General features: G+C 61.2%; 12 protein-coding genes. 5 read left to right on the top strand and 7 right to left on the bottom strand.

Annotation, left to right across the window (positions count from 1 at the left end; all coding sequences use genetic code 11):
- Positions 1–57: 57 nt before the first annotated feature.
- From leuD to ACT6QH_RS06155, 7 genes are all read right to left on the bottom strand, one after another.
- On the bottom strand, positions 58–663 hold the full coding sequence (leuD, locus tag ACT6QH_RS06185) for a 3-isopropylmalate dehydratase small subunit (RefSeq protein WP_444973934.1): 606 nt from the start codon (positions 661–663) through the stop codon (positions 58–60).
- Positions 664–853: 190 nt separating this feature from the next.
- On the bottom strand, positions 854–2392 hold the full coding sequence (gene ppx / locus ACT6QH_RS06180) for an exopolyphosphatase (RefSeq protein ID WP_444973933.1): 1539 nt from the start codon (positions 2390–2392) through the stop codon (positions 854–856).
- A complete protein-coding gene (locus tag ACT6QH_RS06175; RefSeq protein WP_444973932.1) occupies positions 2379–4625 on the bottom strand; it encodes an RNA degradosome polyphosphate kinase in 2247 nt (748 codons plus the stop codon). Before ACT6QH_RS06175 ends, ppx begins: the two co-directional genes overlap by 14 nt.
- A 165-nt stretch (positions 4626–4790) precedes the next feature.
- Positions 4791–5540, bottom strand: a complete 750-nt coding sequence (locus ACT6QH_RS06170) for a P-loop NTPase family protein (protein WP_444973931.1) — start codon at positions 5538–5540, stop codon at positions 4791–4793.
- Positions 5541–5549: 9 nt separating this feature from the next.
- On the bottom strand, positions 5550–6653 hold the full coding sequence (locus tag ACT6QH_RS06165) for an AI-2E family transporter (protein ID WP_444973930.1): 1104 nt from the start codon (positions 6651–6653) through the stop codon (positions 5550–5552).
- Between the two features lie 104 nt (positions 6654–6757).
- Positions 6758–7327 (bottom strand): CDP-alcohol phosphatidyltransferase family protein, encoded by a 570-nt coding sequence (locus tag ACT6QH_RS06160; RefSeq protein WP_444973929.1) that lies wholly within the window; start codon positions 7325–7327, stop codon positions 6758–6760.
- 314 nt (positions 7328–7641) lie between these two features.
- Positions 7642–8430, bottom strand: coding sequence for an SDR family NAD(P)-dependent oxidoreductase (locus ACT6QH_RS06155; protein WP_444974024.1), 789 nt, complete (start codon positions 8428–8430; stop codon positions 7642–7644).
- A 370-nt stretch (positions 8431–8800) separates the two neighbouring features.
- Between ACT6QH_RS06155 and ACT6QH_RS06150 the strand changes: the two genes are divergently transcribed.
- The 5 genes from ACT6QH_RS06150 (at position 8801) to ACT6QH_RS06130 (ending at position 13239) form a co-directional block, all read left to right on the top strand.
- Complete coding sequence (locus ACT6QH_RS06150; RefSeq protein ID WP_444973928.1) at positions 8801–9445, top strand: protease inhibitor Inh/omp19 family protein; 645 nt, start codon at positions 8801–8803, stop codon at positions 9443–9445.
- Positions 9446–9907: 462 nt separating this feature from the next.
- Positions 9908–10252: a DUF2849 domain-containing protein gene (locus tag ACT6QH_RS06145; protein ID WP_444973927.1), complete on the top strand. Its 345-nt coding sequence runs from the start codon at positions 9908–9910 to the stop codon at positions 10250–10252.
- Between the two features lie 95 nt (positions 10253–10347).
- Positions 10348–11997, top strand: coding sequence for a nitrite/sulfite reductase (locus tag ACT6QH_RS06140; protein WP_444973926.1), 1650 nt, complete (start codon positions 10348–10350; stop codon positions 11995–11997).
- Complete coding sequence (locus tag ACT6QH_RS06135; protein ID WP_444973925.1) at positions 11984–12493, top strand: DUF934 domain-containing protein; 510 nt, start codon at positions 11984–11986, stop codon at positions 12491–12493. Before ACT6QH_RS06140 ends, ACT6QH_RS06135 begins: the two co-directional genes overlap by 14 nt.
- The gene (locus ACT6QH_RS06130) at positions 12490–13239 is read left to right on the top strand and encodes a phosphoadenylyl-sulfate reductase (protein ID WP_444973924.1); all 750 of its coding nucleotides are present in this window, start codon (positions 12490–12492) and stop codon (positions 13237–13239) included. The genes ACT6QH_RS06135 and ACT6QH_RS06130 overlap by 4 nt, the downstream gene beginning before the upstream one ends.
- The last annotated feature ends 115 nt before the right edge of the window (positions 13240–13354 follow it).

The following is a 13354-nucleotide window of genomic DNA, read 5'->3' as shown; positions in this document are numbered from 1 at the left end:
ATCACCATTAAGCCATGCAGAAGGCTCAGGCGGGCAAAGGCGCAACCGCCCCGGCACTCACAGCCAGGAGCGCTCGGTGGCCTTGGCCGTTTCATAGCTGTTGATGGACGCCACCTTCTGGAGGGTCAGCCCAATATCATCCAGCCCTTCCAGCAGGCAGCGCTTGCGGAAGGGGTCGATCTCGAAATGGATCTTGCCACCATCCGGGCCGCGAATTTCCTGCGTCGGAAGATCCACCGTCAGCGTGGCGTTGGCACCGCGCTCAGCATCTTCAAACAGCTTATCCAGCTCTTCCTGCGTCACGATGATCGGCAGGATGCCGTTCTTGAAGCAGTTATTATAGAAGATATCGGCGAAAGAGGTGGAGATCACGCAGCGAATGCCGAAATCCAGCAACGCCCAAGGGGCATGTTCGCGCGAGGACCCGCAACCGAAATTATCGCCGGCCACCAATACCTTCGCGTTGCGATAGGCCGGCTGGTTCAGCACGAATTCCGGGTTCTCGGAGCCGTCCTCATTGTAGCGCATCTCGGAGAAAAGGCCCTTGCCGAGGCCCGTGCGCTTGATGGTTTTCAGATACTGCTTGGGGATGATCATGTCGGTGTCGACATTGACCAGCTTCAGGGGGGCGGCAACCCCTTCGAGAACCGAGAACTTGTCCATTACAGAACTCTCAAGCCTTCCTGCTGCGGAGAAGGCGCACACATCTGGGGCAGCGCTGCGCAGCCTGTGGCCGCTGCGGCACCGCCCTCGACGGACGCCCGGATGGCAATTTCTTAACAGGCGCAGGGCGAGTTGCCCAGCACCCAAGCCAAACTGATTGGTTTCATTCCAGACAGATCCGGGCAGAAACTCAATCCTGCACCTTCACGACAGGCTGGCGACCGATGAGGCGGGCCAACTGGCGCACGCGTGTACGCACCCTGTCATTTACCAGAGGTGCCAGATCCCGCGGCAGGCGCAGCACCAGCTTATCGCCTTCCACCTCCAACGGAGCGCGCGGCAATATGCCCGGCATGGCGGCAGACAGCACATAAGCCACCCGCATGGCACCCCCCAGAATACGCGCCCGATCCAGCATACCCGTGGAGATCAGTTCCAGAATGCGACTGGTCTGATCTTCGGCATTCAGCCCCTCATAACGGAAATACACCGCCAGCGCGAGGAAGGCCCGATCCGCATGATCCACTCCGACAAAGGCCGCGCGGGAAATCATGTTGAGGCTCTGCTCGCCGCGATAATCGGGGTGCGAACGCCACCCCACATCCGACAACAGGCAGGCCGCACGGCGCAGACGCAAGCCGGCGGCGGATTCTTCAAGCACCGTGGAGGAGCCGAAGAAAGCGTCAGTCCACGCCACCAGCTCCGCACCATGGCGCGGCGAGCGCGAACGCAACTGATTGGCTTCCACAGCCGCAAGCAACAATGGATCTTCTTCCTGCTGCTCTTCATTCAGCAGGGAATAGAGCAGGCCCTCCCGCACGCCGAGGGCGGAAATCACCACTTGCGAGGCTTTGCCCTGCCGCACCACTTGCTCCAGCACCAGCGCACCATAGGCCAGAAGCTGGCGACGTGCCGAAGAAACCGCATCAATATGCGCCAGCGTTTCCGGCTCCGAGCGATGCACCACGCGAGCGAACTCGAGGGCTTCACGCGCCGGAATGGTGTAAGCATGCATCACATGCAGCGGGTAACCTTTCTGGAACATGTGCAGTCGCGCCAGCGCCCGCCATGTACCACCCACTGCATAAAAGGTGCGTCCGTTCAGCCCATCCAACACCCCGGCATCGGACATCTGCTCTTTGATGATCTTTTCAGCTTTGCGCGGCGAGCGGGAAGAGCGATCCTGCAAGGCCAGCCCGCCCAGCGGCAAGGTAATGCCGGTTCCGAGCTTGCACCCTTTCACATCCACCAGCTCCAGAGAGCTGCCGCCGAGATCACCGACCACGCCATCCGGCTCATGAACACCGGAGAGAATACCGCAGGCCGCCAGCTCCGCCTCGCGTTTGCCAGACAGAATTTCGACTTTGGTGCCGCAAATGGCCTCACATTCCGTGATGAAGGCCGGGCCATTCTCGGCATCGCGTGCGGCTGCGGTCGCCAATGCGCGGATGGACCCCACCTGCATGGCATCACAAAGCGCACGAAAGCGACGCAGAGCCGAAAAGGCCCGCTCGACGGCATCCTCCTGCAAGCGCCCGGTGGAAACCACCTCACGCCCCAGGCCGCACAGGGCCTTCTCATTGAACAGGGGCGTCAGCACCCGCTCCAGCCCCTCATACACGACGAGCCGGACCGAATTGGACCCGATATCAATAACAGCAACCGGAGCACCGGCCCCTAAACGGGCCGGTGCCTTGCGCAGATCGTCCCCCGCCTCAGCGCCGGACAAGAAGGCTGCGCGGCGAAGAATCTTTGAGAGACTTTCCACGTCCAGACAAGCTCGGATTGGTCATGAAATATTGATGGGCGTTGAAGGGCTCTTCACCCAACGCCGGAACGATGCGTTCTGATGAGCCATCAGGCAGCACGTTCCAACTCTGCTGATTGTCGATCAGGTTCGCCACCATGATCTGGTCCAGCACCTGCTCATGCACCGTGGGATTGGTGATGGGGCAGAGAGTCTCCACGCGCCGGTCAAGATTGCGCTGCATCAGATCGGCGGAGGAGATATAAACCAGCGCCTCCGCACTCGGCAACCCATGACCTGCACCAAAACAGTAGATACGGGAATGTTCGAGGAAACGCCCAACAATGGACTTGACCCGAATATTCTCGGAAAGGCCGGGGATGCCCGGGCGCAGACAGCAGATGCCGCGGATCACACAATCCACCTGCACACCGGCCTGGCTGGCCTCATAGAGCGCATCAATGATCTCGGGGTGGACCAGAGAGTTGCACTTGAGCCAGATGGCTGCGGGCCGCCCGGCGCGGGCATGCTCGATTTCCTCGCGGATATTCTGCAACAGGCGCGGCTTGAGAGTGGTGGGGGAAACCGCCATCTCTTCCAGCTCACCCGGCTCGGCATAACCGGTGATGAAGTTGAAGATGCGCGCCACATCCTGCGCCACCACCGGATCAGCCGTGAAATAGCTGAGGTCGGTATAGATACGCGCCGTGATGGGGTGATAATTGCCGGTGCCCACATGCACATAGCTGGCCAGCGCACTCCCCTCGCGCCGCACCACCAGAGACAGCTTGGCGTGGGTCTTCAGCTCGATGAAGCCGAACACCACCTGCACGCCGGCCCGCTCCAGATCACGCGCCCAGCGAATATTCGCCTCTTCATCGAAGCGCGCCTTCAGCTCCACCAGAGCAGTGACGGATTTACCCGCCTCAGCCGCCTCGGCCAGCGCCTTCACGATCGGGCTGTCGGAGGAGGTTCGGTAGAGGGTTTGCTTGATGGCAACAACATTGGGGTCGCGGGCGGCCTGCCGAAGGAACTGAACCACCACATCAAAGGATTCATAAGGGTGGTGAACAAGAATGTCTTTTTCGCGAATTGCGAGAAAGCAGTCTCCTCCGTGGTCCCGGATACGCTCGGGAAATCGGGCATTATAGGCTCGGAACTTCAGGTCCGGCCGATCCACGCCCACCAGCTGCGAAAACTCGTTCAGCGCCAGCACGCCATTGACGACGAAATTCTCGTCATCTTCCACACCCAGTTCACGGGCGACGAAATTGCGCAGCTCTTCCGGCATGGCGGCATCCGCCTCCATGCGGATCACCTCACCATAGCGTCGCTGCTTCAGGGCGGTTTCGAACAGACGGACGAGATCTTCCGCCTCTTCCTCGATCTCCAGATCACTATCACGGATCACGCGGAAGACGCCCTGGCCCTTCACCTCGTAACCGGGGAAGAGCGAAGCGATGAACAGGCCGATCATCTGCTCCAGAGCGATGAAACGCTGTCCCGGCTGCTCGGCCCGGTCCGGCAGGCGGATGAAGCGGTCAACCTTGGCGGGAATGCGGATCAGCGCATTCATGCCGCGCCCGTCGCCCTCACGCACAAGCTGCAATGCCAGCGAGAAACCCAGATTGGGAATGAAGGGGAAGGGATGGGCCGGATCAATCGCCAGAGGCGTCAGAACCGGGAACACCCGATTGAGGAAATAGGTTTCCAGCGCTTCGCGGTCATCTTCGGTGGCATCCGCCCCGGAGACCAGAACCACGCCGGCTTCGGCCAGATCATGACGCAGTTCGCGCCAGCGTTCCTGCTGATCGGAAATAAGCTGCGCCGCGCTGGACAAAATGGTGGAAAGCTGGTCGGAAGGGGTCAACCCATCAGGGCTGCGCGTCTGCACGCCTTCGCGCACCTGCTCCTTCAGGCCCGCCACGCGCACCATGAAGAACTCGTCCAGATTATTGGCCGAGATGGAGAGAAAGCGCAGCTGCTCCAGCAGCGGGTGGTTTCTGTTGGAAGCCTCTTCCAACACCCGCCGGTTGAAGTGCAGCCAGGAAATTTCCCGGTTGATGAAGCGTTCTGGAGAACGCGCCAGTTCAAGAGCCGAGCGGGTCTCGTCATTCACGAAACCGGCTGCCTCTCCCGTACCGAACTCGCGCAGTGCAAGCTCGTTCCTGCCCAGATCCGCCGTGCTCACATTCGCCTCGCTTCCATCGATCATGTCGCGGCACGGTTCATCAACCGGCCCCCGCTTCAGCGGGCGCGACCATGACCTTGTTAGATGACCACTCTATGACGAAAGGGGTTATCCCGCAGCATAGCCCACATGTCGCAACATGAAATACCGCAACGGAAGAACATGGGCGCAAAAAACTTTGCCGCCATGTCATATTTCCTGGTCATATTCCCGTGCGGGCTCATCATCTTCGCCCTCATCTTCATGAACGGCAAGGGCGGGCTGCTCGCGCAGCACCTGTGCGGCAAGGGTACGGGTAACAGGACGACGGGCGGCAAGGGCGGCCTGATCCACCGCCTCCACAATGCGTCGCGCCCCGGCCACAGAACGTTGCATGCGCAACAAAATATAATTTACCGTGGCTTCATCCACAGCCAGTTGCCTGTCCGCGAAAAGCTTCACCAGCAGGGCTCCCAGCAGAGCGTCATCCGCCGGGGCAATAGTGAACAGAGGCACCGCCCGCAGCCGCGAGGCCAGATCCGCTGTAGCCAGCGTGAAACCGGATGGCGGCGTGCGTGATGTCAGCAGAACATAAGCCTGCTGCTCACGCGCCAGGTTCAGCAGATGAAACAGGGCGGCTTCATCAAACCCTCCTGCGGCCAGATCCTCCAGCACCAGAGCACCCGTCTCCAGTGCGGCGGGCACATTCTCCCGCGTCAGTTCGCACGCGGGCAGCACCAACGCATCGGCCTCCTCGGTAAAGATGCTCGCCAGATGGCTCTTGCCCGCCCCTTCCGGCCCGGCAATGCAGACCACACGAGCCGGCCATTGCGGAAAGGCATCAATCAGCGCCAGCGCCGCCATATTGCCGGGGGCCGCGAGAAAATCCTCGCGCCGCAGGGCGGGCGTGGCTGGCAGATGCAGCGCAAGCTGGCGGGAGGGAGCGCGGGCAGCAGCCATGAGAACCTTTCAGCGCCCTTCCTGGCACTGCTCCGGCTCGGATGGCGATTTCGCCTGATCCGTATGGCCGGTATACAGAATAGAGGCACGGTAACGGGTAATGGCGAAACTCACCAGCACGCCGGCTATGGCCGTCAAGGGCACCGCCAGCAGCAGGCCCACAAAACCAAACAGATAGCCGAAGGCAAACAGGGCGAACATCAGCCATACCGGATGCACACCAATGCTGTTGCCCACCAGCTTGGGATAAAGCACATAGCTTTCCAGAACCTGCCCGATCACAAAAATCCCGAAGATCAGGCCGATCATCGACCAGTCCGGGAAGAACTGCACAATCGCCACCCCCATGGCCAGCACAAAGCCGGTGAGCGTGCCCACATAGGGAATGAAGGTGATGGCCCCGGTGATAAGACCGATCAAGAGAGCAAAATTCAGCCCCGAGAGGGTGAGCGAGACCGCATAGAAGCTGCCCAGCAACAGGCACACCATGGCCTGGCCACGCACGAAACCGGCCACCGCCCCATCCATCGCGACAGCAAGGCCACGCACCACCGGGCGATGCGGCAGCGGAACCAGACGGTCCACGAACTTCACCATATTGTCCCAGTCACACAGGATGTAGAACATCACGACCGGGGTCACCACGATGAGCGAAAAGACCGAAACCAGCGCCCGGCCGCCTGTCCACACCGAGGAGAGCAGGCCCAGCAAATAGGAGACGCCCTGCGTCATCAGCTCGGAAATCGTGCGCTGCATGTCCGGCAGGCGATCGCCCACAATATGGCTCAGCCATTCGCGGTTTTCTTCCGTAAACAGCCCTTGCAGGCGCACCACATAGGAGGGCAGCCTGTTCATGAATTCCAGAAGCTGGCTGGCCAGAAGCGGCAGCAGAACCAGCAGAACCAGCACCACAACCAGCAGCATGATGATGACCACCACAAGGGCGGCCAGCATGCGCCGGATGCCGATGCGCTCCATCCGCACCACGACAGGGTTGAGGAAATAGGCCAGAACAATGCCCATGACGAAGGGCAGCAGGATGCCGCTCAGCAACCATAGACCGAGCGCCACCACGACCAGTGCACCGACCCAGAAGCGCCACTCAATGCGCATGGGCTGCGCTCCATTGCGTCGGGAATCAAAAACAGCCGCCCGCAGTACGGCCGGTGATGGCGGCTTTCTGCCCCGCCGCACGGGGGGCCGGTGCGCCCGGCCTTTCAGTTCGCCATGTGGCGTATCCATTCCGCGAGATAGGCAGCGGCGGAAAGTCCCGTCAAGCCCCCCACAAGAACCAGCCCGATCCCCAGAGCGCCCGGCAAATCCAGCCCGAAGCCGGAAACTGCCAGCACAAAGGCGGCAAAGGCGATCTGCACAGCAGTGTTGATCTTCGAGACCAGCAACGGACGAATTCGCACCGGACGCGCCATGACCAGCGCCAGCACCACCGCCCCCACAATCATCACATCGCGGGAAACGACCACAATCGCCACCCATCGCGGGATCAGCTCAGCCACGGCCAGCGCCACATAAATGGAGACCAGAAGCGCCTTGTCAGCCACGGGGTCGAGATAGGCCCCCAACTCCGTCTGCATGTTGAAACGCTTGGCGATGAAGCCATCCAGCGCATCGGAAACACCGGCCACCACGAACAGCCCGAAGGCCAGTTCCACCTCATGCGCAGCGATAGCCCACACGATGGCCGGCACCAGCACGATGCGAAACAGGGTGATGAGATTGGGCACGTTCACCCCCGAGCCGGACCCGGAAGGCGGGCTCAGCTCATTCATGGGGTCTGACCTGAAAGACGGAGGCTGAAAAAGATGCGTCAGGACGCCCGGACCGTTGAGCACCGCCCGTCTTTTCCCGCATCAGAACCTCCTGTTCCCATCCGCGAAACAGGAGGGGATGTCCCCATGTTCCACGCCTGTCCACGACCACGATCTTCACCTCCTGCCCCAACACAGCTGCACCTTGCCCCCTAATCGCCCTGATGGGTAACCCTTCTCGGCCCTGCTGGCCAGCCCGACACCGGGCCGACCATATATGCCAGACACGACAGGTGCCGGCGCACCGGGCGCGCAGGGGTTCAGGCCGGCATCTCTCAGCGCGGGCGACGCTTCACCGCATAAGGCGCAAAGCTCTGTTGTGAAGCCATGACCTGCAACCGGTTGATATTCACATGTCGCGGACGGGTACAGCAAAAGAAGATCTGCTCGGCGATATCCACCGCCGTCATCGGCTCCATATCGCTATAAACCGCATCGGCCCTGCCCTTGTCTCCACGGAAGCGCACCACGGAAAACTCGGTCTCCACCATACCCGGCTCGAGATTGGTGACCCGCACGCCGGTTCCGGCAAGATCGGCCCACAGACCCAGCGAGAACTGCTTGGCGAAAGCCTTGGTGGCCCCATACACATGGCCTCCGGGATAAGGATAATCCCCCGCGATGGAACCGGTGAGCAAAACGTGCCCCTCGCCCCGTGCCACCATGCCGGGCAAGGTGGCCAGCACCGTATACATCAGGCCGCTGACATTGGTGGAAACCATGGCGTCCCAGTCCTCCACCTTCGCCTCATAGGCCGGGTCCAGCCCACAAGCGAGGCCGGCATTGGCGAACACCACATTGTAATTGCGGAAAGGCTCGGGCAAATCGGCCACCAGCGCCTTCATGGCCGCAAAATCCCGCACATCCAGCGCCGCAATATGAATGCGCGCGCCAAACTCATCCTTCAGCGCCTGAAGCCGATCTTCCCGGCGGGCCGTGGCGATGACCTTCGCGCCAGCCTGTGCAAAACGGCGGGCAACAGCCGCACCAATGCCGGAGGATGCCCCGGTTATCAGTACCGTCAGGGTTTCCGGGTTCAGCATGGGGGCGGCAGCGTCCGACATTGTGTTTTGCGGATGGGGCGACGACGACATGGGCGACGACATGGGCGACCTCCAGAAGATTATGAAATGGCGGCATTAAGAGGCCACCTGTTGAACAGCATATCCTCCAATACCGGCAGATGACCACGCGCCAAGCCCCTCCACCGGCAAACATATTGCGAACAGCCATTCTGCTGCCATCTTCTGCTCAAATCCTGCCGGTTCGGCAGGGGGCTTTTGCGACCATGCGTGTGCTTGCGGCGCAACCCCTCTGGCGGATAATATGAATGAAGCATCAGAACGGTACGGAATCACCCCTTCCAGATGGGTCTGAAGCTCTTGTTGAATGGCCGCGATGCGTGGATGGCAAAGCGGCATGTGGAGAGACTTGATGCAGGTGGCCTTCCGTTCCGCAGTTCTCCCCCTGGCCCTCACCCTGACGGGGCTTGGTCTGACAGCTTGCAGCACGGAACTGAACGGCTTCGGCACCCGCTCTTCGGCCATCGAATCCAATCAGGTGTTCAGCGCCCCAACAGGTGTGGTGGAAACAGCAGCCCTGCCCCCTCCGCCCCCCGCTGCGGCCAGCCAGAACACAAGCCAGACAACCACCCTGCCCGGCCGCACATCCGGCAATGTCGCCAATGTGAATGACGGCGCCACAGGGGCCATCACTCCACGCAGCACCGCAAACAATGTGCCGCTGACCCCTCCCGCTGCAAATCCCGGCGCAACGGCCTATGCCCCCTCCACAGCGCAAGACCAGCTTGCCGGCGCATGGACCTTCAATTGGGATGATGGAAAAAACAGCTGCCCGCTGAAACTTTCAACGGATCGTGGGCTGAGCGGCCTTGCCGCGCAGGCCGATATTTCCTGCCCCGGCGAAATCTTCATGACCAAAGGCTGGAGCATGATGGGGCCGGATCTCGTTCTACAGAACCATCAGGGCAAGGTTACCGCCCGCCTCAGCCCGGATGGCGCAAACCGCTTCATCGGCGAGATGACGGATTCCGGGCAGAAGATCGTTCTGGCGCGCTGAGCGCCTTCACCTGAGAGCCCTCATCCAGAAACACCCCAGCCCTGCCGATCAGACAGCCGCACCATGAAGATGGATGCGACCTGACGGGTTGTGGCTCCAGAAGCCGCCATCACCCAAACAGCACGGCGGCGACAATCACGCCATAAGAGAGCGCAAAGAGCAGACTGTCCCGCACGAAGCGGCTGCGCTGAGTCGTCATATCTATAACTCCACATTATCCATGGTCATTATGGATTGAATGGATAATTATTTATACAACAAATTTTATGCGTATAATCAATGCCCATATGCCCGCCGGACAGCGGCAGGCAGAGGCAGCGCACATATTTTACACTATTTATACGTTCATATTTTCTTATTGCGCATTTTTATTCGTTATTTTACATTTTATGCATTCAATTCACGCCCATTAACATTCCCCTCTCGTGGAATGCGGGCAAAGCAGAACAGTCGGAAGCACCCATGGCCTCTCCCCTGCAACGCAAGCTGAAAATCTCCGGCCCCACCGTGGTGACGGCCAACCGGCTGACAGATGGTGCCGTGGTGTGGCTGACGGCAAATGGCAGCTGGAGTGAGAAACTGGCCGACGCCGTGGTGCGCGACACCGCCGAAGCTGTGCTGGATCTTCTGGATCTGGCCAATGGCGATGAAAGCGTCGCGGTGGGGGCCTATTCCGCCCGTGTCACACTGGATGAGAAGGGCTGCCCCCAGCCCGGCACATTGCGTGAGCGCATCCGTCTGAAGGGCCCCACGGCTGGCCCCGTGCTGGGCGACCACGCCCCGCAGGATATCGCAGCCGCACGCTGAACATCTGTGAGCCCTGCCGCAGCATCCTCCCGGCCCTGCGGCCCCTTTCGCGCCCCGGCGGCGCGCTTGAGACGGCATTACCCAAGGGTTTGACCATGTATATCTATGACGAGTTCGACCGGACCTTCCTACAGGAGCGCGTCGCCGAATTTCGCGATCAGGTCCAGCGCCGCGTGGATGGCGCGCTGACAGAAGAAGAGTTCAAGCCCCTGCGGCTGATGAACGGCGTCTATCTCCAGCTTCACGCCTATATGCTGCGGGTGTGCATTCCCTATGGCACGCTTTCGGCCCGGCAACTGCGCACGCTGGCCCATGTCGCCCGGCGTTATGACCGCGGCTACGGCCATTTCACCACCCGGCAGAACATCCAGTTCAACTGGATCAAGCTCTCCGAACTGCCCGACGCCATGGAAGAGATGGCGAAGGTGGGCCTGCACGGCCTTCAGACCTCCGGAAACTGCATTCGCAACACCACGACAGATCCGTGGGCGGGCGCCACGCCGGAAGAGCTGGAAGACCCGCGCCTGTATGCGGAAATCATCCGCCAGTGGTCCACCAACCACCCGGAATTCACCTATCTCCCGCGCAAATTCAAAATCGCGATCACCGCCGCAAAGAAGGATCGCGCCGCCATCCGCGTGCACGATATCGGCCTGCGCCTGCATGAGCGCGATGGCCAGCGCGGCTTTGAGGTGATTGTGGGCGGCGGGCTGGGCCGCACCCCCTATGTGGGCAAGACCCTTCGCGACTTCCTGCCGGCGGAGCATCTGCTCTCCTATCTGGAGGCGATCCTTCGCACCTACAATCTCAATGGCCGACGCGACAATATCTACAAGGCCCGCATCAAGATTATGGTGCATGAGATGGGCACTGAGGAACTCGCCCGCCGGGTGGAGGAGGAGTGGGAGGCCACCCGCGATGGCGCGCTTCATCTTGACGAGACGCTCATAGCCGATATCCGCTCACGCTTTCGCACGCCAGATTTCGAGACCCTCGCCGATAATCCGCCCGAACTTCTGGCCGAGCAGAACCCTGAATTCCTGCGCTGGCGTGCCAATTCCATCGCACCACACAAGGTGCCGGGCCACGCCATTCTCACCGTGTCGCTCAAGCCTATCGGCAAGCCGCCGGGGGATGCCACGGCCGAACAGATGGAGGTGGTGGCCGATATTTCCGAGCGCTTCGGCTATGGCGAGGTGCGGGTGGCCCATGAGCAGAATCTGACCCTGCCACATGTGCGCCAGAAGGATCTGCCCACCATCTGGAAGATCCTCAAGGCCGCAGGCCTCGCCACCCCCAATGTGGGGCTGGTGACGGACATCATCGCCTGCCCGGGGCTGGATTATTGCGCGCTGGCCAATACCCGCTCCATCCCGGTGGCGCAGCGCATTTCCCAACGCTTCGCCGATCTGGACCGCCAGAAGCAGGTGGGCCTGCTGCATCTCAACATTTCGGGCTGCATCAATGCCTGCGGCCACCACCATGTGGGGCATATCGGCATTCTGGGCGTGGACAAGAAGGATGAGGAGTTCTTCCAGATCACGTTGGGCGGCAAGGGCAACTCCCATGCGCGCATCGGCACGTTGCTGGGCCCGGCCATGACGGAAACCGAAGTGGTGGATGCCGTGGAACGCATGGTGGAGTCCTATCTCACCCTGCGCACCTCACCCGAAGAAAGCTTCATCGCCACGGTGGAGCGCCTTGGTACAGAACCCTTCAAGGAGAGCGTCTATGCCCCTCGTTGAAACCGGCCTCCCCTCTCCCGCCGCCTATATCCGTGTTGCTGATGACGAGGCACTGCCGGAAGGCGCGGTGATTGTTTCGGCGGAACGACTTCTGGCCGAAGGTGAAAGCCTGCGCGCCCGTAATGGCGACCTTGGCGTCGCCTGGCCGAATGACAGGGATGTGGCGGAACTTGCCCCCCATCTCTCCCGCCTCACGCTGGTGGCGCTGGACTTTCCGAAATTCCGCGATGGCCGGGCTTTCAGCCAGGCCCGCCTTCTGCGCGAGCGCCTTGGCTTCAAGGGCCAGTTGCGCGCCTGCGGAAATGTGCTGCGCGATCAGCTTCTGATGATGGTGCGCGCCGGGTTCGACGCCTTCGATATTGAGAAGGAGGCGGATGCTGCGACCTTCAACGAAGCCTTGCAGACATATTCGCTGTTCTACCAGCCCACTGGAGAAGGCCGGAGCACTGTGCGTGATCTGCGTGCGGCCCGAGCCTTACAGGAGAAGCTCTCATGACTGCCAGCACAAGCGTGGCCGGAGAGGTCTCTTCCCCCCTCTCCGCAGCGCAGGACAACAGTCCGCCGGATATCGCCCGCCTGAATAACAGCCTGCGCCACGCCGCCCCTCAGGAGATTATCGCCGCAGGGCTGGCCGCCTTTCCCGGACATATTGCGGCGGTGTCCTCCTTCGGGACGGAATCCGTGGTGCTGCTGCATGTTCTGGCGCAGGTCGCCCCAACAACCCCCGTGCTGTTTCTGGATACCGGCCATCTCTTTCCCGAGACGCTGGCCTATCGCGATGAACTCACCGCCCGGCTGGGGCTGAAGGATGTGCGCACCTTCCACCCGGACAGCGCCGCTCTGGCCGCGCGCGACCCGGAAACCGACCTGTGGTCCCTGGACCCGGACGCCTGCTGTAATGTCCGCAAGGTGCAGCCGCTGGCCAGCGCCCTGCACCCCTTCCATGCCTGGATCAATGGGCGCAAGCGCTATCAGGCCGCCACGCGGGCCGAAATTCCGTTCGTGGAGAAGGATGGCAACCGTGTGAAGTTCAACCCGCTGGCCGATATGGGGCGGGAAGATCTTCTGGCCTATATGGACGCCCACGACCTGCCCCGGCACCCACTGGAAAGACACGGCTTCGCCTCCATTGGCTGCATGCCCTGCACCAGCCGCGTGAAGCCGGGCGAAGACCCTCGCGCCGGGCGCTGGCGCGGCCGCGCCAAGACAGAATGCGGCATTCATTGCGGCGAAGGTATCTAACCTTATTTCTATAGATTTGGTTGATTTAAGTCTTGACCCCTGACGCGGGCAGTGTCACCATCCTCTCATGACAGGTGAGGCGCGCCATGCGGGCCTCCTCTCACCGGAAGGTCCA

The organism is Haloleucobacter albus (genome assembly GCF_052492075.1).
This window is presented reverse-complemented; position numbering and strand designations above follow the sequence as displayed.